Source organism: Phenylobacterium soli, from assembly GCF_003254475.1.
Taxonomy (GTDB): Bacteria; Pseudomonadota; Alphaproteobacteria; order Caulobacterales; family Caulobacteraceae; genus Phenylobacterium; species Phenylobacterium soli.
Map to the genome: position 1 here is coordinate 286,570 of NZ_QFYQ01000002.1, position 18,328 is coordinate 304,897.

Annotated in this window: 15 protein-coding genes, 1 tRNA gene and 1 pseudogene; 11 read left to right on the forward strand and 6 right to left on the reverse strand. The window is 70.2% G+C overall.

Annotation, left to right across the window (positions count from 1 at the left end):
- Window positions 1–79: 79 nt before the first annotated feature.
- Window positions 80–156 (reverse strand) — tRNA-Met (locus DJ017_RS18800).
- A gap of 104 nt (window positions 157–260) precedes the next feature.
- Here DJ017_RS18800 and DJ017_RS18805 point away from each other — a divergent pair.
- Genes DJ017_RS18805 through DJ017_RS18820 form a run of 4 tightly spaced genes read left to right on the forward strand, consistent with a single transcriptional unit; the run spans window position 261 to window position 5,147 of the window.
- On the forward strand, window positions 261–1,289 hold the full coding sequence (locus tag DJ017_RS18805; protein WP_111530427.1) for a glycosyltransferase: 1,029 nt from the start codon (window positions 261–263) through the stop codon (window positions 1,287–1,289).
- A gap of 3 nt (window positions 1,290–1,292) precedes the next feature.
- Window positions 1,293–2,999, forward strand: coding sequence for an asparagine synthase (glutamine-hydrolyzing) (asnB, locus tag DJ017_RS18810; protein ID WP_111530428.1), 1,707 nt, complete (start codon window positions 1,293–1,295; stop codon window positions 2,997–2,999).
- 10 nt (window positions 3,000–3,009) lie between these two features.
- Window positions 3,010–4,248 (forward strand): PQQ-dependent sugar dehydrogenase, encoded by a 1,239-nt coding sequence (locus tag DJ017_RS18815; protein ID WP_111530429.1) that lies wholly within the window; start codon window positions 3,010–3,012, stop codon window positions 4,246–4,248.
- Between the two features lie 32 nt (window positions 4,249–4,280).
- Complete coding sequence (locus DJ017_RS18820) at window positions 4,281–5,147, forward strand: alpha/beta hydrolase family protein (RefSeq protein WP_227000253.1); 867 nt, start codon at window positions 4,281–4,283, stop codon at window positions 5,145–5,147.
- Here the strand turns inward: DJ017_RS18820 and DJ017_RS18825 are convergent.
- From DJ017_RS18825 to DJ017_RS18835, 3 genes and pseudogenes are all read right to left on the reverse strand, one after another.
- Window positions 5,148–6,104 (reverse strand): annotated as a pseudogene (locus DJ017_RS18825) (NAD(P)H-dependent flavin oxidoreductase); the annotation flags it as partial. It lies immediately after the preceding gene.
- 29 nt (window positions 6,105–6,133) lie between these two features.
- Window positions 6,134–7,255 (reverse strand): NAD(P)/FAD-dependent oxidoreductase, encoded by a 1,122-nt coding sequence (locus tag DJ017_RS18830; RefSeq protein WP_111530431.1) that lies wholly within the window; start codon window positions 7,253–7,255, stop codon window positions 6,134–6,136.
- A gap of 37 nt (window positions 7,256–7,292) precedes the next feature.
- A complete protein-coding gene (locus tag DJ017_RS18835) occupies window positions 7,293–7,721 on the reverse strand; it encodes a hypothetical protein (protein WP_133255507.1) in 429 nt (142 codons plus the stop codon).
- 174 nt (window positions 7,722–7,895) lie between these two features.
- On the opposite strand from DJ017_RS18835, the gene DJ017_RS18840 reads away from it, so the two are divergent.
- Window positions 7,896–8,678 (forward strand): bestrophin-like domain, encoded by a 783-nt coding sequence (locus DJ017_RS18840; protein WP_111530433.1) that lies wholly within the window; start codon window positions 7,896–7,898, stop codon window positions 8,676–8,678.
- On the opposite strand, the gene DJ017_RS18845 is transcribed toward DJ017_RS18840, so the two are convergent.
- On the reverse strand, window positions 8,675–12,115 hold the full coding sequence (locus DJ017_RS18845) for an indolepyruvate ferredoxin oxidoreductase family protein (protein ID WP_111530434.1): 3,441 nt from the start codon (window positions 12,113–12,115) through the stop codon (window positions 8,675–8,677). The genes DJ017_RS18840 and DJ017_RS18845 overlap by 4 nt on opposite strands.
- Window positions 12,116–12,258: 143 nt before the next feature.
- Between DJ017_RS18845 and DJ017_RS18850 the strand changes: the two genes are divergently transcribed.
- From DJ017_RS18850 to DJ017_RS18875, 6 genes are all read left to right on the forward strand, one after another.
- Entirely contained in the window at window positions 12,259–12,756 is a 498-nt protein-coding gene (locus DJ017_RS18850; protein ID WP_111530435.1) for an Lrp/AsnC family transcriptional regulator, read from the forward strand.
- A gap of 31 nt (window positions 12,757–12,787) precedes the next feature.
- On the forward strand, window positions 12,788–13,681 hold the full coding sequence (locus DJ017_RS18855) for a pirin family protein (protein ID WP_111530436.1): 894 nt from the start codon (window positions 12,788–12,790) through the stop codon (window positions 13,679–13,681).
- 15 nt (window positions 13,682–13,696) lie between these two features.
- A complete protein-coding gene (locus DJ017_RS18860) occupies window positions 13,697–15,073 on the forward strand; it encodes an L-serine ammonia-lyase (RefSeq protein ID WP_111530437.1) in 1,377 nt (458 codons plus the stop codon).
- Between the two features lie 72 nt (window positions 15,074–15,145).
- Window positions 15,146–15,544: a YciI family protein gene (locus DJ017_RS18865; RefSeq protein WP_111530438.1), complete on the forward strand. Its 399-nt coding sequence runs from the start codon at window positions 15,146–15,148 to the stop codon at window positions 15,542–15,544.
- A complete protein-coding gene (locus DJ017_RS18870) occupies window positions 15,545–16,795 on the forward strand; it encodes an RNA polymerase sigma factor (protein WP_111530439.1) in 1,251 nt (416 codons plus the stop codon).
- Between the two features lie 137 nt (window positions 16,796–16,932).
- On the forward strand, window positions 16,933–17,682 hold the full coding sequence (locus DJ017_RS18875; RefSeq protein WP_111530440.1) for a YceI family protein: 750 nt from the start codon (window positions 16,933–16,935) through the stop codon (window positions 17,680–17,682).
- Window positions 17,683–17,685: 3 nt separating this feature from the next.
- On the opposite strand, the gene pgsA is transcribed toward DJ017_RS18875, so the two are convergent.
- Entirely contained in the window at window positions 17,686–18,303 is a 618-nt protein-coding gene (pgsA, locus tag DJ017_RS18880; protein ID WP_111530441.1) for a CDP-diacylglycerol--glycerol-3-phosphate 3-phosphatidyltransferase, read from the reverse strand.
- Window positions 18,304–18,328: the final 25 nt, after the last annotated feature.

The window sequence follows — 18,328 nt, forward strand, 5'->3', positions numbered from 1 at the left end:
TCAGGGCCCAGGCGAGGATCGGCCGTTGATGCGGATCGGTGGCGATGGCGAAAGCCCCAAACGCGCTTACTGGGACCCCTGGTAGCTGGGGGCGGGCTCGAACCGCCGACCTGTGGGTTATGAATCCACCGCTCTAACCAGCTGAGCTACCCAGCCAAAGGTACGCCCAGTAATGCGCGAGGCGCGGGTTATAGGGGCTGACTTCTTCCGCTTCAAGCGGCTTGGGCTCTGCCGTGACACCGGTTAGGGTCGCGGCTCCCATGAGCGTCCTTCACCTCCTTGGCACTTCCGGCGACGGCGGCGCGGAGACCTACTTCGTCGACCTCGTCACGGCCCTGAAACGGGCCGGCGTGAAGGAAGCCGCGGCGATCCGTCGCCACGCGGGGCGCGAGGCCGCGCTGAAGGCCGCCGGGGTGCCGGTCAAGGTGCTGGGCTTCGGAGGTCCAATCGACGTCTTCACCCGCACGGCGGCCGCCGGCTACGGCAAGCTGCAGGGGGCGCGCCTGATGCTGGCCTGGATGAACCGCGCGGCGCGCCATACGCCGAAGGGACCCTGGGCCCGCATCGGCCGGCTCGGCGGCTATTACAACCTCAAATATTACGCCGGGTTCGACGAACTGGTGGCCAACACCGAGGACATCGCCGAGTGGATCGTCTCGCAGGGCTGGCCCGCGGGACGCGTGCGCTGCATCCCCAACTTCGCCGCCGCCCCGCCGAAGACCGCGCCGATCGATCGCGCCAGCCTCGATACGCCCGCCGATGCGCCCCTGCTGCTCGGCATGGGTCGGCTGCACGAGAACAAGGCCCACGATGTCAGTCTGCAGGCGCTGGCGCAGCTGCCCGGCGCCTATCTCTGGATCGCCGGCGCGGGCGCCCTCGAGCCCAAGCTCAAGAGCCTGGCCGAGGCTCTGGGCGTGGCCGACCGGGTGCGCTTCCTGGGCTGGCGGACCGATCCCTCGGCGCTCTATCGGACGGCCGACGTCTGCGTCTTCCCGTCCCGGCACGAGCCGCTGGGCAATGTGGTGATCCAGGCCTGGGCGCACGGCCTGCCGGTCGTCGCCGCGGAGAGCCAGGGGCCCAAGGCGCTGATCCGGCAGGGGCAGGACGGCCTCCTGACTCCGATCGACGACGCCGCGGCCCTGGCCGACGCCGTCCGCACCCTGCTGGACGACGACAAGACCCGCACCCGCTTCGCCGCCGAGGGGCTGAAGCGCGTCGCCGCCGAGTTCTCCGAGGCCGCGGTGGTCGGCCAGTGGATGACCCTCTTCTCCGACTACGAGGCGCTCTGAAGCATGTGCGGGATCGCAGGCGTGCTGGCCGGCGGGCCGACGGCTCCGGCCGCCACCAAGGCGATGGCCGAGGCGCTCACCCATCGCGGCCCCGACGGCATTCGCCTGGAGGATATTCCGCAGGCGGCCCTCGCCCATGCGCGGCTTTCGATCATCGACCTGGAGGGCGGCTGGCAGCCGCTGCACGCGGCCGGGTCAACGGTGATCGGCAATGGCGAGATCTACAACTACGTGGAGCTCGCCCGCGACTTCCAGCTCAGCGACCGGCTGGCGACCGGCTCGGACTTCGAGCCGCTGCTGCACATCTACGCCCAGGAAGGCGAGGCGGTGTTCGACCGCCTGCGGGGGATGTACGCGCTCTGCCTGATCGGCCACGACGGGCGCACCTGGCTGGCGCGCGATCCCTTCGGCATCAAGCCGCTCTACATCATGGAGCACGACGGCGGCCTCGCCTTCGCCTCCGAACCGCGCGCCTTCTTCAGGGCGGGGCTGATGGCGCCCGTGCTGAACGACGATCCGGCGCGCGAGCTCCTGGCCTTCAACTACACGCTCGGCGAACGCACCGCCTTCCAGGGCCTGCGGCGGCTGGTCCCCGGCGAGGTGGTGGAAGTCCGCGACGGGCGGATCGTCTCCGGGCGCCGAATGAGCGCCCTCCCCCGCGCCGGCGCGACCAAGGGCGACGAGGATGAGATCCTCAGCCGGCTCGACGCGGTGCTCGAGGACAGCGTCCGGGTGCACCAGCGCTCCGACGTGCCCTATGGGCTGTTCCTCTCCGGCGGCGTCGACTCGGCCACCATCGCGACCCTGATGTCGCGGCTCAACGAACGACCGGTGACGGCCTTCACCTGCGGCTTCGAGGCGCCCGGCGCGAAGGACGAGCGCGCCACGGCCGAGCGCGTGGCGAGGGCCCTGAACCTCGACTGGCGCGAGACGAGCTTCGGCGAGGCCGACTTCTGGCGGATCCTGCCGGAGGTCGCCTGGGCGCTGGACGACCCCACCGCCGACTACGCCACCCTGCCGACCTACAAGCTGGCGGAGGCCGCCAAGGGCACGCTGACCGTGGTGTTGTCCGGCGAAGGCGGCGACGAGTTGTTCGGCGGCTATGGCCGCTATCGCCGCGCGCTGCGCCCGGCCTGGCTCGGCGGACGCCCAGCGGAGCCGCGGGGGACCAGCCCCGAGATCCTCGCCCGCTGGCGCGCCGAGGCCGCCGCGCCGAAGGGACTGACGCCGCTCCAGCAGGCGCAGTGGGCGGACGTCGCCACCTGGCTGCCCAACGACCTGCTGCTGAAGCTCGACCGGTGCCTGATGGCGCACGGCCTGGAGGGCCGCACGCCGTTCCTCGATCCCGAGGTCGCCCGCTTCGCCTATCTCCTGCCCGACCGGTTCAAGGTGCAGGGGCGCTACGGCAAGTGGATCCTGCGCAAATGGCTGGAGCGGCACTGCCCGGCCGCCGAGCCCTGGGCCCGCAAACAGGGTTTCACCGTGCCCGTGGAAGCCTGGATCGCCCCCCGCGCGGTCGACATCGGCGAGCGGATCGCACGCATCGCGGCGGTTCGGCGTTTAAGGACCGCGGAGCAGGTGAAAGCCGTCTTCGCCACCGAGGCAGCGGCCGAGCGCTGGCCGCTGCTGTTCTTCGCGGTCTGGTCGTTGATCCATCTCGAAGGCGCCTCGCCGAAGGCGGCGCTGGAGGAGGTGGCCGGCCCCGTCTGAGGAGGCCCGCATGCGCGCTCTGTCGCCGGTTCTCGTGCTCTGCCTGCTGGCTGCTTGCGGAGCCAGGCAAACCCGCAGCGCCGAAGCGGCGCCGCCCAATGGAAGAACGCCACCTGCAGCCGAGACCGCGCCGCCGAATGGCAAGGGCCAGCATCCGGCCTTCGCCGGCCAGACCCGCGCGCCGGCCCTGACCACGAACACCCGATTCCAGGTCCAGACCCTCGCCCGTGGACTCGATCACCCCTGGGGCGGAGTCTTCCTGCCCGACGGACGCCTGCTGCTGACCGAGCGCATTGGCCGGCTACGCCTCCTGAGCCGGGACGGGGCGCTGTCGGCGCCGCTCGCCGGCGCGCCCAGGGTGGTGACCGGCGGGCAGGCGGGGCTCTTCGACGTCGCCCTCGATCCGGGTTTCGCATCCAATCGGCTGATCTATGTCGCCTATATGGAAGCGCGCAGCGGCGGCGCGGGGCTGACCGTCGCCCGGGGCCGGCTGAACGAGACCGCCGGCCGGGCGGCGCTTGAGGGGCTGTCGGTGATCTTTCGCGCCGAGCCGGCTGTCGCCGGGAGCGCCAACATCGGCGGCCGGCTGGTGTTCGCCGACGGCAAGCTCTTCGTCACCGTCGGCGACCGCTTCACGCCGCAGAACCGCCGGCAGGCGCAGTTGCTCGACAGCGACTTCGGCAAGGTCGTGCGGATCAACGCCGACGGCTCGATCCCCAAGGACAACCCCTTCGCCGGCCGGTCCGGCGCCCGTGGCGAGATCTGGTCGGTCGGTCACCGCAATCCGCAGAGCGCAGCGATCAATCCCTGGACCCACAAGCTCTGGATCGTCGAGCACGGCGCACGCGGCGGCGACGAGATCAACATCGTCGAGCCCGGCCACAACTACGGCTGGCCGGATATCACCTATGGCGTCGACTACTCGGGCGCGCCGATCGGCCAAGGGCTCACCCGGCGCGCGGGCATGCAGCAGCCGGTCTACTACTGGGACCCGGTGATCGCGCCTTCGGGCATGGCCTTCTACGACGCCGGCCTGTTCCCGGCCTGGAAGGGCAGCCTGTTCGTGGGCGGCCTCGCCTCCAGCCACCTGGCGCGGCTGACCCTGAAGGGCGATCGGGTGATCGGCGAGGAATGGCTGCTGGAGGACCTCGGCGAGCGGATCCGCGACGTGGCGGTGGGACCGGACGGCGCCCTGTGGCTCCTGACCGACTCCAGCGATGGCAAGGTCTTGAGGCTCGCGCCGAAGTAGGGCCAAGCTCGGCCCAGGACCGGGGGACGACCATGAAACATGCGATGCTGGCGGCCGGAGCGGCCATGTTCCTGGCGACCGCGGCCCAGGGCGCGCCCCTGCCGCCCGCGGCGATCTACACCGATCCGCCGGCCGATGCGGCGCATCCGGCCCGCATGGAGGTGCTGCACATCCCGAGCGGCGGGGTGGAGATCAACGGCGTTGCCTACCTCGCGTCCGGCGCCGGAGCGCACCCCACCGTGGTGCTGTTCCACGGGCTGCCGGGCAACGAGAAGAACCTCGACCTCGCACAGGCGATCCGCCGCGCCGGGTGGAACGTGGTGACGCTCAACTATCGCGGCTCGTGGGGCAGCCCCGGCCACTTCAGCTTCAAGGGCAACCTCGCGGACGCACGGGCCGCCCTCGCCTACGTGCGCAGCCCGGCCAACGCCGCCAAGCTGGGCATCGACACGCGCCGCCTGGTGATCATGGGCCACAGCATGGGGGGCTGGGTGACGGCGGTCACGGCCGGCGCCGATCCGGATCTGGCCGGCGCGGTGATGATCTCCGGCGCGGACATCTCGCGCATCGGGCAGTCCACGCCCGAGCAACGCCTGGCCTTGGCCCGCGACAACCGCGAGAGCCTCGCGGCGACAGCCGAGGAGATGGCCGCCGAGATCGCGACCCTTGGCCCGGAACTCGGGTTCGACGCCGCCGCGCCCGGGCTCACGAAGCACCCGCTGCTGGTGATCACCTCCAACGACGGACTGAAGCCGATGGCCGACCATCTGGTCATGGACGTCAAGCAGCGCGGCGGCCGGGTGGCGGTGGTCCACATCCCGACCGACCACAGCTATTCCGACGCCCGCATCCGGCTGCAGAGCGCCGTGCTGACCTGGCTCGCCGCCTTGCCGAAGTGATCAGGCCGGTTGGGCGGCGCGGCCGTATTTGGCGCCCATCTCGGCCATGACCGCCGCGAATTCCTCCACCGTCTCGCACAGGATCTGGGCGACCGGCTTCACCTCGTCGATGCGACCGGCCACCTGGCCCGAGAGCGCGATCGAGGCCTCCATGTCGCCGCCGAAGTAGAGGTCCAGCACGTGGCCGAACTCGGCCATGATGTTCTCCGGCGGGGTCCTCTCGAAGCCGCTGGTCTTCTCGGTCCGCAGGGCGCGCAGGGCCGGACCCGGGCCGAAGCGGTTGAGGAACACCGTGTCGGTCTCCGCCGCCTGCACGATGCGGTCCTTCCAGTTCTGGTGGACGGGGCTCTCGGCGGCCGAGACCATGCGCGTGCCCATCTGCACGCCCTCCGCGCCCAGGCAGAAGGCGGCGGCCATGGAGCGTCCGTCGACGATGCCGCCGGCCCCGATCACCGGCACCTTCACCTTCGAGCAGACCAGGGGCAGCAGGACCATGGTCGAGACCTCGCGCGCGTTCTTGAAGCCGCCGCCCTCGCCGCCCTCGACCACCAGCCCGTCCACGCCAGCCTCGATGGCCTTCAGCGCCGCCGCCAAAGAGGGCACCACGTGGAAGACGGTCAGCCCCTTGGATTTCAACGCCTCGCAGTAGCGGTTGGGATCACCGGCCGAGGTGGTGACGAAGCGCACGCCCTGATCGGCGACGAACTGGACGATGTCCGGGTCGCGCACGAAGGCCTGGGCGACGTTGATGCCCCACGGCTTGTCCGTGAGGGTCTTCATCTTCTTGACCTCCTCGCGCACCTCGTCGAGGCGGCCGGAGGAGGTCTCGATGATGCCGAGACCGCCGGCGTTGGAGACGGCGCTGGCCAACTGGGCGCGGGCGATCCAGCCCATCGGGGCCTGGACGATCGGGTACTTCACGCCCAGCAGTTCGGTGATGCGGTTCTTCATGGCGGCCTCCGTCGAGCGCCGCGAGTAGAGCGCCGTTACGCCGGGGAAGACAAACCGAGGCGCGCGGCGACTTCCTCGCCGATGGCGAGGGAGGAAGTCAGGCCCGGGCTCTCGATGCCGAACAGCGCCACCAGGCCCTCGAGGCCGTGCGCATCCGCGCCGTCGATGCGGAAGTCCGGCTGCGGCTCGTCGGGGCCGTGCAGCTTGGGCCGGATGCCGGCGTAGTCGGGGCTGAGGGCCCCATCCGGCAGGGCTGGCCAGAACTTGCGGATGTAGCGGTAGAAGCCCTCGGCCGCAGCCGGATCGACGCTGTAGTCGAGCGCGTCGACGAAGATCAGGTCCGGGCCGAACACCGCCTGGCCGCCGAGGTCGCGGCGATAGTGCGTGCCGAGCGCCCCGTGGATCGGGGGCGGGTAGATCAGCCGGGCGAAAGGCGCCTTGCCCTGCAGCCGGAAGTAGCGGCCCTTGCCATAATGCAGGGTCGGGATGTCCGCGGCCGGGAAGCCGTCGATGGTCGCCGCCACGGACTGGGCCGAGAGGCCGGGCGCGGTCACCAGATAGCGGCAGGTGAGCGTCGCCGGGTCGGCCCCGCCCGCCCGCACCTCGAAGCCCCCGCCGTCCAGCGGGCTCGCGCCCTCGAAGGGGGTCGAGACGACCACCGCGCCGCCGGCCGCCTCGATCTCGCCCTGCAAAGCCAGCATGTAGCCGTGGCTGTCGAAGACCCCGCTCTGCGGCGAGATCAGCGCGCCCTCGCAGGCGAGCTCGGGCTCCAGGCTCCAGACCTCAGCCTTCGAGAGCTGCGCCATGCCTTCGACGTCGTTGGTGCGCGCCTGCTCGAGGATGGCGCCGAGCCGCTCGACCTCCTCCGGCGAGGTCGCCACCACAAGCTTGCCGCAGCGGTCGTAGGCGACGTGGTGCTTCTCGAGGAAGGCGTAGAGCATCCGCCGACCCTGCACGCACAGCCGCGCTTTCAGCGAACCTGTGGGATAGTAGAGCCCGCCGTGGATCACCTCGGAATTGCGCGAGGAAACGCCCTGGCCGATGGCCTGGTCCTGCTCCAGGACGGCGACGCTCAGCCCGCGCCGCGAGAGCGCATAACCCGACGCCAGGCCCACGGCCCCCGCGCCCACCACCACCGCATCGAAATCGAACCCCATGCCCCCGCGTAACGCGCCGGGCGGCGGTTGGGAACCGTTATAGGCGATGGGCGCCCAGCACGACGCAGCGCACATGGCCGGGGCGGGCCTCGATCACGGCGGTGTAGCCTGGGCCGACGGCGAAATACGCCTCCTGCCGGCCGATCACGACGCCGAGGGCCACCGGGGCGCTGAAGGTGCAGGCCGGATATCCGCGGCCGAACAGGCCATCGTGGCCGACGCCGCAGTCGGCGTCGCCACGTCGGCGTTCGAAGCGGGCCCCGTGATAGCGGAAGCTGCGTGCCGGCTCGCGCCAGCCGCGCAGGAACTCGGCCTTCGAGATCGTCCGACACGGCTCGCCTTCCACTGCGCGCGGCCTCGGATCGGGGTTCATGCCCGAGACCGCCGTCAGGGTCGGCAAGGTCGCGAACAGGCCAAAGAACAGGAACGGCGCGACCGCGCCGCCGAGACGCCGGATCCGAGACACGGGAGCGTCGCGCCCCGAAGACGCATCACCGAAATCGCGGGTCATGACACTCCCCAGATCGACTACGTATGTAATTTCGTACACATGTAATCACGCGTCAATCGCTTGCCTACAGCCAAGCTTTCGGGCAGGTCGCAGGAAGGATCGCAGTTCGCTTCGGGGGGAGCGTCGCCGATGCTGGATGTCTACTTCGGCTTGCCGGTGTGGCTGAGCAGCCTGCTGGTGCTCGGCGCCGCGGCGATGCTGAGCGTCGGCGGCCACTGGGCCGTGCGCCGGCTGACCCGCAAGGTGCCCAAGCAGGAGACCGAACTGGCCGTCGCCCTGATGGGGGTGGTGGCCGCGTTCATCGGCATCATGCTGGCCTTCTCGGCGGTGCAGGCCTGGGACGATTATCGGCAGGCCCACCGCGCGATCGCGGAGGAAGCCGCCGCCGTCTCCGAACTCTATCGCGACCTGTCGGTCTACGGGGCCGACACCACGGCCGCCCGCGCGGCGGTGAGAGCCTATGCCGAGAGCGTCGTCTCAGACGAATGGCCCAAGCTGGCCCACGGCGAGCAGAGCCCCAGGACCGCCCAGGCCCTGCTGAACATCTTCCGCGAGGTGGCGAGGATCCGGCCCTCCGAGCCGCGCGACCAGGTGATCTACACCGAGGTGTTCCGCAAGCTGAACGAGGTGGTGGAGCATCGCCGCGCCCGGATGATCTCCGCCCGGGCGGTGCTGCCGTCCCTCTTCTGGGTGGTCATGCTCGCCGGCTCGGCGATCATGCTCGCCTACACCTTCGTCTATCCGGCGACGCCGCTGAACGCGCTGACCATCGCCGGCCTGGCGGTGTCGCTCGGCCTGATCTTCATGTTCATCCTCGACGTGAACCATCCCTTCGCCGGGCCCTACGCCCTGCAGCCGAAGGAGCTGCGGGAACTCCTGCCGGTGCTGGCGCAGATCCCGACGGGTCCCTAGGCCGGGACGGTCGCCTTCGCCGCCACGTTCTCCCACTCCTGCCACAGGCGGGTCTCTTCCAGCTTGGCGGGCTTGAGCGAGGCGTCCTTGACGTGGCCGAAGCCGCGGATCTGTTGCGGGACCGCGGCGATCTTCACGGCCGTCGGGAGCCGCTCCTTGCTGAGGCCCGCCAGCAGCTTGTCGAGGCCGGCCTCATAGTCGCGGATCAGGGCCCGTTCCGTGCGGCGCTCGGCCGTGTAGCCGAAGACGTCGAGCGGCGTGCCCCGAAGGCCCTTCAGCTTCGCCAGCGCCGGGAACCCGGCGTCGATCATCCAGCCGCCGAAGGCGATCTTCTTCGGCCGGCCATCGGCGTCCTTGGGCGCCAGGATCGGCGGCGACAGCAGGACCTTGGCCTTGCCGCCCTTGAACGTCGCCTTGCGATAGGCGTCGAAGCGGCCGTCGGAGTAGAGGCGCGCCACCTCGTACTCGTCCTTGTAGGCCATGAGCTTGTACAGGTTCACCGCCACGGCGCGGGTCAGCGCCTCGGAGCCGAGGCGAGCCTCCGCCAGGCGGACCTTCTCCACCCGGTCGAGGTAGCGGCGGGCGTAGGCGGCGTTCTGATAAGCCGTCAGCTCGCGGGCGCGATGCTCGATCAGGGCGTCGAGCGTCATGGTCTCCGGCGTCGGCACGTCGTCCTCGCGCTTGCCGCGGAACTCCGGATCGTGGGCCGCCTTGCGACCGAGTTCGAAGGCCTGGAGGTTGGCCTCCGCGTCGACGCCGTTCAGTCGGATGGCGCGATAGAGCGCCCGGCTGGAGACGGGCACCACGCCCTTCTGCCAGGCGAAGCCCAGCATGATCATGTTGGCGTAGATCGCGTCGCCGAGATTGTCCTCGGCCAGGGTGTGGGCCGGCAGCTGGTCGTAGGCCTTCACCGCCGCCTTGATCCGGCGCGCCTGGGCGTCGCTGTCGAACCGCACGTCGCGCTCCGTGACGAAGTCGGCCGTCGGCGCGAAGTCGGCGTTGCCGACCGCCACGGTGCGGTCCTTGGCGTAGAGGGCGAGGGCGTCGGCGCCGGCCGCCACCAGGATGTCGCAGGCGATCAGCACATTGGCGCTGGCCGCGGGGATGCGGCCGCCGACCGTGGTCTCCTCGGTCTCGCCGATCCGCACATGGCTGAACACCGCGCCGCCCTTCTGGGCGAGGCCGGTCATATCCACCACCGAGGCCGAGCGGCCGTCGACGTGGGCGGCCATGGCCAGGATCGAGGCCACCGTCGTCACGCCCGTGCCGCCGACGCCGGTGAAGACGATGTTCTTCACGCCGCTGAAGGCCTCGAAGGTCGGCAGCGGGGTGGCGTCGGCGGTCAGCGCGGCCATGGCCTCGCGGTGCGCGTTCTCCGCCCCTTCGACGGTGATGAAGGAGGGGCAGTACCCTTCCAGGCAGGTGTAGTCCTGGTTGCAGCTCGACTGGTTGATCTTGCGCTTGCGGCCGAACTCGGTGTTCAGCGGTTCGACCGAGACGCAGTGCGAGGTCTTGGAGCAGTCGCCGCAGCCTTCGCAGACCAGCGGGTTGATCATCACCCGTCGGGGGGCGGCGGCCATCTTGCCGCGCTTGCGCCTGCGGCGCTTCTCGGTGGCGCAGACCTGGTCGTAGATGAGGACGCTGACGCCCTCGACGGCGCGCAGCTCGCGCTGGACCTTCATCAGCTCCGAACGCGGCTTCACCTCGACGCCCGGGGCGAGATCGGTGACGCCATCGTAGCGCTCGGGCTCGGCGGCCACGACGACGATCTTCTTCACGCCCTCGGCCGCCAGCTGGCGGGTGATCTGGGCGGGAGTGAAGCCGCTCTCGGCCTGCTGGCCGCCGGTCATGGCCACGGCGTCGTTGAACAACAGCTTGTAGGTGATGTTCGACTTGGCCGCGACGGAGGCCCGGATCGCCAGCGAACCGGAGTGGTTGTAGGTGCCGTCCCCGAGGTTGACGAAGACGTGCTTCTCCTCGGTGAACGGCGAGGCGCCCATCCAGGTCAGTCCCTCGCCGCCCATATGGCTGGTGAGGTCGGTCTGCGGATCGTTGAAGCTCGCCATGTAGTGGCAGCCGATGCCGGCGAGGGCGCGGCTGCCTTCCGGCAGGCGGGTCGAGGAATTGTGCGGGCAACCCGAGCAGAAGAACGGCTTGCGCTGCAGGTCCGACGACAGCGTCACCGCCGCCATCGAGGCCGCGGACACCCGGTTCAGATAGTCGTGCACCCGCTCCATGTGCGGGCCCGCCGGCAGGCGGTCGGAGATGGCGAGCGCGATCTCGGCCACCGAGAGCGAGCCGAGTTCCGAGAGCAGCGGATGGCCATTCTCGTCCGCCTTGCCGATGATCTTCGGCCGCGCATGGGCCGGCAGGTCGTAGAGGGCGGCGCGGGCCTGGCCCTCGACGATGGGACGCTTGTGCTCGATCACCATCAGGGTCTCGAGGCCGGCGGCGAAGGCGCGGATCCCCGTCGGCTCCAGCGGCCAGGGCATGCCGACCTTGTAGATCGAGACGCCGAGGTCGGCGGCTTCCTTCGGCGACAGGCCCATGGCCGCGAAGGCCTCGACGACGTCCTTGTAGGCCTGGCCGTGACAGACGATGCCGAGCCGCGGGCGGGCCGAACCCAGCATCACCCGGTCGATGCGGTTGGCGCGGGCGAAGGCCAGGGCGGCGGGCAGCTTGTGGGTCCGAAGCCGCCGCTCCTTGTCGAGCGGCTGATCCTTGAGACGGATGCCCAGGCCGCCGGGCGGCAGGCGGACGTTATCGGGCGTAAGAATCTTGTGGCGCGACAGTGTGACGTCGATGGTCGTGCCGGAGTCCATGGTGTCGGCCAGCGCGATCAGGCCCACCCAGAGGCCGGAGAAGCGGCTCATGGCGTAGCCGAGCAGGCCGTAGTCCAGCACCTCCTGGATATCGGCCGGCGAGAGCACCGGGATCTCGGCGTCCTGGAAGGCGAACTCCGACTGGGACGGCAGGGTCGAGGATTTGCAGAAATGGTCGTCGCCGGCCACCGCCAGCACCCCGCCCTTGGGCCAGACGCCAGCGAAATTGGCGTGCTTGAAGGCGTCGCCGGTGCGGTCGACGCCCGGCGCCTTGCCGTACCACATGCCGAACACGCCGTCGTAGCGCGCGCCGGGGAACAGGTTCGCCTGCTGGCTGCCCCACACCGCGGTGGCCGCGAGGTCCTCGTTCAGGCCTTCCTTGAAGACGACGTCGGCGGCCTTCAGGAACCGCTCGGCGCGGTGGGCCTGCTGGTCGAGGCCGCCCAGCGGCGAGCCGCGATAGCCCGAGACGAATCCCGCGGTTTTGAGGCCCGAGGCCTGGTCCAGGCGGTGCTGGTCCATGAGGACCCGCAGCAGCGCCTGCACGCCGGTGATGAAGACCCGACCCTCCGTGAGGAGAAATTTGTCGTCGAGCGTCACTTCCGTGTGCCGCATCGCAATTTTCTTTCCTTTAGGGCCTCGCGCCTACGTTAGAATGATCATATAAGATCGCGGCAATTGCTTACCAAAGACGTGCCCTTGCGATCCGGTTCCGGGGCAAGAACGACGCACGCAATGCGCGAGAGAAGGAGGAAAAGTTGTCGGAGGCTTTGGACTCGGTCGATGCTAAGATCCTCGACCTGATCCAGCACGATGCGGCCCTTTCGGTGGCCGAGATCGCGGACCGGGTCGGACTGTCGTCCAGCCCGTGCTGGCGGCGCATCAAGCGCCTGGAAGATGCGGGGGTCATCCAGCGGCGCGTGACCATCCTGGACCGCGAGCGGCTGGGCCTTGGGTTCGAAGTCTATTGCACCGTGAAGCTGTCGCTGCCGACCAAGGAAAACCTCGACGCCTTCGAGCAGGCGATCACGAAGCTGCCCGAGGTCGTCCAGTGCGCCACCGTCACCGGCGCGGCCGACTACGAGCTGCGCATCGTCACCCGCGACATGCACGCCTTCGATGACTTCCTGCGCGACAAGATACTGTCGCTGGGCCTGGTCTCCAACATCGAGAGCCGGATCGTCATCCGGTCGGTGAAGAACACCACCGCCGCGCCCCTGGGACTGGTCAGTCCCTATGTGAGCGCGCAAGGCTAGATCCCTTCGGTCCGCGCGTGGAGGCGGAGAGATGATCGAGCTCGTGATCGACCAGCGGCGGAGGGATCTCGGCGGGTTCGAGGTCGGTCGCGTGCTGCCGCACCACGGCGGCAGGATGGTCGGGCCGTTCATCTTCTTCGATCACATGGGCCCGGCGGAATTCCAGCCGGGCTTCCCGCGCGACACCGACGTGCGGCCCCATCCGCACATCGGGCTCTCGACCCTCTCCTACTTGTTCGACGGGGCGATGACCCATCGCGACTCGACGGGCGCTCACATCGAGATCAGGCCGGGCGAGGTGAACTGGATGACGGCCGGATCGGGCGTCACCCACTCGGAGCGCTTCGAGACCCTGCGCGCCCGGGGCGGGCGCATGAACGGCATCCAGACCTGGCTCGCCCTGCCGCTCGAGACCGAGGAATGCGATCCGTGGTTCGCCCACTACGGCGACGCGGACCTGCCGACCTATGAAGGCGCTGGGCTCTGGGCGCGGCTGATCGCCGGCGAGGCCTTCGGCGCGACCTCGCCGGTGAAGGTCTCCTCGCCCCTGTTCTATGTCCACTGGCGACTGGATGCGGGCGCCAAGGCGCAGCTCCCCGCTGCTTATCCCGAGCGCGCGGCCTACGTGGCCCAAGGCGTGGTCGAGGTCGACGGCCAGCAGTTCCACGAAGGTCAGATGCTGGTCTTCCAGGCCGGTCAGCCCGTTCTCTTCACCGCGGTGACCCCGGCCACCGTCATGCTGCTCGGCGGCGAGCCGGTGGGCCCTCGGCTCATCGAGTGGAATTTCGTCGCCTCCTCGAAGGAGCGGATCGAGCAGGCGAAGGCCGATTGGCGGGCCGGCCGCATGAAGCTGCCGGTGGCCGACGACAAGGAATGGATCCCCCTGCCGGGCGACCCGCCGCCGCCCGCCAACCCGATGTCCTAGAGTACCCGCGCGCGTATGACCGTCAGCGTCTTCGACCTCTTCAAGCTGGGCATCGGACCGTCCAGTTCGCACACCATGGGCCCGATGACCGCGGCCTGCCGTTTCCTGGCGCAACTCGAAGCCAGCGGAGCCCTGGCCAGGACCGTGCGGGTCGAGACCACGCTCTACGCCTCCCTCGCCCTGACCGGCCGCGGCCACGCCACCGACCGGGCCGTGATCCTCGGGCTGGCTGGCTTCGAGCCGCGCAGCCTCGATCCTGACGAGGCCGACCGGACGGTCGATGGGGTCAGGACGAGCGGGCGCCTGATGCTGGGCGGCGCCCACGAGATCGCGTTCGACGAGGCGCGCGATCTCCTCTGGGAAGGGCGCGCGCGCCTGCCGCAGCACCCCAACGCCCTGAAGTTCGAGACTTTCGACGCCGAGGGCGCCAGCCTCGCCGCGCGGACCTTCTTCTCCATCGGCGGCGGCTTCGTCCGCGACGAGGACGAGATGAGCCAGAACGCGCCGGCGGACGCGGGGGCCGCTGTCCCCTACCCCTTCGACTCCGGCGCAGCGCTCCTCGAAACGGCCGCGGCCAACGATCTGTCCATCGCCGAACTGGTCATGGCGAACGAGACGGCCCGCCGCCCCAAGGACGAGGTGGTGGCGGGTCTCGACGAGATCATCGGCGCGATGTTCGCCTGCATCGAGCGCGGCGTGCGCACCGAGGGCGTGCTGCCCGGCGGGCTGAAGGTCCAGCGGCGCGCGCGCCAGGTGCTGCACAATCTGATGTGCGACGCCGACAAGCGGATCGCCGACCCGCTCGCGGCGCTGGATTGGGTGAACCTCTGGGCCCTGGCGGTGAACGAGGAGAACGCCGCCGGCGGGCGCGTTGTGACCGCCCCGACCAATGGCGCGGCCGGGCTGCTGCCGGCGGTGCTGCGCTACTATGACCGGTTCCACAACGGCACGCCCGAGGGCCGCCGCACCTTCCTGCTCACCGCGGCCGCCATCGGCGCCCTCTACAAGACCCGCGCCTCGATCTCCGGCGCCGAGGTCGGCTGCCAGGGCGAGGTGGGGGTGGCCTGCTCCATGGCTGCGGCCGGGCTCGCCGCCGCGCTCGGGGCCACCAACGCCCAGATCGAGAACGCCGCCGAGATCGCCATGGAGCACAACCTCGGCCTCACCTGCGATCCGATCGGCGGTCTGGTTCAGATCCCGTGCATCGAGCGCAACGCGATGGGCGCGGTGAAGGCGATCGACGCGGCGCGTCTGGCGCTGCTGGGCGATGGCCAGCACTCGGTGAGCCTCGACAAGGTGATCGCCACCATGAAGCGCACCGGCGAGGACATGAGCGCCATCTACAAGGAAACCTCGCTCGGCGGCCTGGCCGTGAACCTGGCCGAGTGCTGAACCTCCGATAGAAAAATCGCTTGGCCTTGTCGGCCGGCCGGCGCCTCATTCGTCATCGGATTGGAGGCCCCCATGCTCTACGCCCTGCTCTGCTACAACGCCGAGGACGTGGTCTTCTCCTGGAGCCAGGAGGAGGATGACGCGGTGATGGCCGCGCTGTCGAAGGTTCACTCCAAGCTGCGGGACGCCGGCAAGCTCGGCCCCTCGCTGCGCCTGATGCAGACGACGACGGCGACCACCCTGCGCAAGTCCGACCCGCCGGTGGTGATCGACGGCCCGTTCGCCGAGACCAAGGAGCAGCTTCTGGGCTTCTACGTCATCGACGTGGACAGCCTCGACGAGGCGCTCGGCATCGCGCGCGACCTCGGCAAGGCCAATCCCGGCGGAGCCTACGAGATCCGGCCGATCCGGCTCTTCCTGCCCGGCAACTTCCCGGCCGACGTGGCCGCGACCGCCGCGGAGCCTGCCTGAATGACCGACCTCGCCTGGATCGACGCGGCGCTGACCTCCGCCCGCCCCCAGGCGATCGGCGCCTTGCTGCGCTACTTCCGCGACCTGGAGACGGCGGAGGAGGCCTATCAGGACGCCTGCCTGCGGGCGCTGAAGGCCTGGCCGCAGAACGGGCCGCCGCGCGACCCGGCCGCCTGGCTGATCATGGTCGGCCGCAACGCCGCCCTCGACCAGGCGCGCCGCCGCACGCGGCAGACCGAACTGCCCTCCGAGGAGGTGCTGTCGGACCTCGACGACGTCGAGACGCCGATGGCCGAGCGGCTAGACGGGGCGCACTACCGCGACGACATCCTGCGGCTGCTGTTCATCTGCTGCCATCCGAAGCTGCCGGCGACCCAGCAGATCGCGCTGGCGCTGCGCGTGGTGTCGGGCCTGTCCGTCAAGCAGATCGCCCGCGCCTTCCTGGTCTCCGAAGCGGCGATGGAGCAGCGGATCACCCGGGCCAAGCGGGTCGTCGGCCAGGGGGAGGCGCCGTTCGAGACGCCCTCGCCCGAGGAGCGCGAGCGGCGGCTCGCCGCCGTCGCGGCGATGATCTACCTCGTGTTCAACGAGGGCTATTCGACGGCCGCCAAGGACGCCGCGGCGCGCATCCCGCTCTGCGAGGAGGCGATCCGCCTGGCGCGGCTGCTGCTGCGCCTGTTCCCGAGCGAGCCCGAGGTCATGGGCCTGACCGCGCTGCTCGTCCTGCAGCACAGCCGCGCGCCGGCCCGGTTCGACGCCGAAGGCGCGGTCGTCCTGCTGGACGATCAGGACCGCAGCCTCTGGAACCGCGAGCTGATCAACGAGGGCCTGGCGCTGATCGACAAGGCGATGCGCCACCGACAGCCCGGCGCCTACCAGATCCAGGCGGCGGTCGCGGCGCTGCATGCCCGCGCCGCCACGCCCGCGGACACCGACTGGGCGCAGATCGCGCGACTGTACCTGGCGCTGGAGCGGCTGCAGCCCTCGCCGGTGATCACGCTCAACCGGGCGGTGGCGGTGAGCAAGGTCGAGGGGCCGGCGGCGGCGCTGGAGCTGATCGCGCCGCTGGAGGCGCCGCTCGGCGGCTACTTCCACTTCTATGGCCTCAAGGGCGCGCTGCTGGAGCAGCTCGGCCGGACGGGCGAGGCGCGAACCGCCTTCGACCAGGCCATCGCCCTGGCCAACACCGTGGCCGAGGCCGCCCACATCCGCTCGCATCTCGACCGCCTGAAGGAGGGCGCGAGCGGCTGATCGCACGACGCTGGGATGAGGGCCTCGGATGAGGGGCTGACGCGGATCGCCTTCCTGGAGGAGGATGGCGCCTCGCGAGTCGCGGCCGACCGGCGTTCGCCCGGCGCGCCGACCTGATGGGAGACTAGGGGACCACCATGAGACGAACGCTGACCGCCGCCTGCGCTCTGGCCGCACTGGCCGCCTGCTCGCCGAAATCCGAGACCGGCAATGCCACCAACACCGCGGCCAAGGCGCCCGCGCCGGCCGCCGCCCCGACCTCGCCGCCGAGCATCGGCGAGCCGATCGTGCCCGAAGCCCCCGGCCAGACCAACGCCCCGGCCGGGACCTACACCATGGACCCGCACCACTCGACCATGGTGTTCCGCGTCAGCCACCTCGGCTTCTCCCACTACCGCGGCCAGTTCACCAAGATGGACGGCCAGATGACCTTCGACCCGGCGCATCCGGAGGCGATCAGCGTCACCGCCACCATCGACCCGAAGTCGCTGTCGATCCCGGTCCCGCCGGCCGGGTTCAAGGACACCCTGCTCGGCAAGGACTGGCTGGACGCCGGCCAGTTCCCGCAGATCACCTACCGGTCGACCAAGGTCGAGCCGACCGGCGCCAACACCGCCCGGGTGACCGGCGACCTGACCCTGCACGGCGTCACCAAGCCGGTGGTCATGGAGCTGGTCTTCAACGGCGGCTATGCGGCCAACGCCTACGACGGCGCCCGGATCGGCTTCGCCGGCCACGGCGCCTTCCGCCGCTCCGACTTCGGCATCAAGACCGGGATCCCGGCCCCCGGGACCAACATGGGCGTCGGCGACCAGGTGGACTTCACGCTGGAGACGGAGTGGTCGAGCGGCAAGCCGACCGGCCCGGCGCCCGCACCCGGTAAGTAATCCTCAGGTCAGCGCCTTCCGCGTCTGCTCCCAGTACTGGGCGCCGGTGATGAGGGTGACGAGGGCCGCGATCCAGAAGAGCCCGTGCGCCGCCAAGGCCGCGGGCTCTCTAATGCCGGGATCGTCGGGCAGGCTGAAGGCGCCCCAGCCGGCGATCACCAGTTCTAGCGCCAGGGCGGTGAGCTGCAGAGTGGTCTTCCACTTGGCGAGCATGGTGACGGGCAGCTTCACGCCCTTGCCGGCGCCGACCTCGCGCAGGGCCGAGACGGTGAACTCGCGGAACAGGATGAGGCCGGCCGGCAGGACGACCATCGGCTGGGGCCCGAGGGCCAGGAGGCCGAGCACCGCGCCGCAGACCAGCACCTTGTCGCCGATCGGGTCGAGAATCGCGCCCCACACCGAGGTGGCGTTGAGCCTGCGGGCCAGCCAGCCGTCGAAGAAGTCGGTCACCGCCGCGACCACGAAGGCGTAGACGGCCCAGCGCTGGAGAGCGAACTGAGCCTCCGGCGAAATCGAGTTCGACAGGCCAGGCACGTCGCCGGCCGCCGCCGCCAGGGCGATGAACATGAACAGCGCCAGGACCAGGCGCATCGACGTCAGGATGTTCGGCAGGTGCTTCATGCTTCGTCCTGAGCGTGCGCGCCGG

Coding starts and splice junctions, on each gene's coding strand:
- DJ017_RS18865 (WP_111530438.1), top strand. CDS start 15,146: ATGCTCTACGCCCTGCTCTGCTACAACGCCGAGGACGTGGTCTTCTCC.
- DJ017_RS18840 (WP_111530433.1), top strand. CDS start 7,896: ATGCTGGATGTCTACTTCGGCTTGCCGGTGTGGCTGAGCAGCCTGCTG.
- DJ017_RS18805 (WP_111530427.1), top strand. CDS start 261: ATGAGCGTCCTTCACCTCCTTGGCACTTCCGGCGACGGCGGCGCGGAG.
- DJ017_RS18875 (WP_111530440.1), top strand. CDS start 16,933: ATGAGACGAACGCTGACCGCCGCCTGCGCTCTGGCCGCACTGGCCGCC.
- DJ017_RS18820 (WP_227000253.1), top strand. CDS start 4,281: ATGAAACATGCGATGCTGGCGGCCGGAGCGGCCATGTTCCTGGCGACC.
- DJ017_RS18855 (WP_111530436.1), top strand. CDS start 12,788: ATGATCGAGCTCGTGATCGACCAGCGGCGGAGGGATCTCGGCGGGTTC.
- asnB (WP_111530428.1), top strand. CDS start 1,293: ATGTGCGGGATCGCAGGCGTGCTGGCCGGCGGGCCGACGGCTCCGGCC.
- DJ017_RS18870 (WP_111530439.1), top strand. CDS start 15,545: ATGACCGACCTCGCCTGGATCGACGCGGCGCTGACCTCCGCCCGCCCC.
- pgsA (WP_111530441.1), bottom strand. CDS start 18,303: ATGAAGCACCTGCCGAACATCCTGACGTCGATGCGCCTGGTCCTGGCG.
- DJ017_RS18860 (WP_111530437.1), top strand. CDS start 13,697: ATGACCGTCAGCGTCTTCGACCTCTTCAAGCTGGGCATCGGACCGTCC.
- DJ017_RS18830 (WP_111530431.1), bottom strand. CDS start 7,255: ATGGGGTTCGATTTCGATGCGGTGGTGGTGGGCGCGGGGGCCGTGGGC.
- DJ017_RS18845 (WP_111530434.1), bottom strand. CDS start 12,115: ATGCGGCACACGGAAGTGACGCTCGACGACAAATTTCTCCTCACGGAG.
- DJ017_RS18815 (WP_111530429.1), top strand. CDS start 3,010: ATGCGCGCTCTGTCGCCGGTTCTCGTGCTCTGCCTGCTGGCTGCTTGC.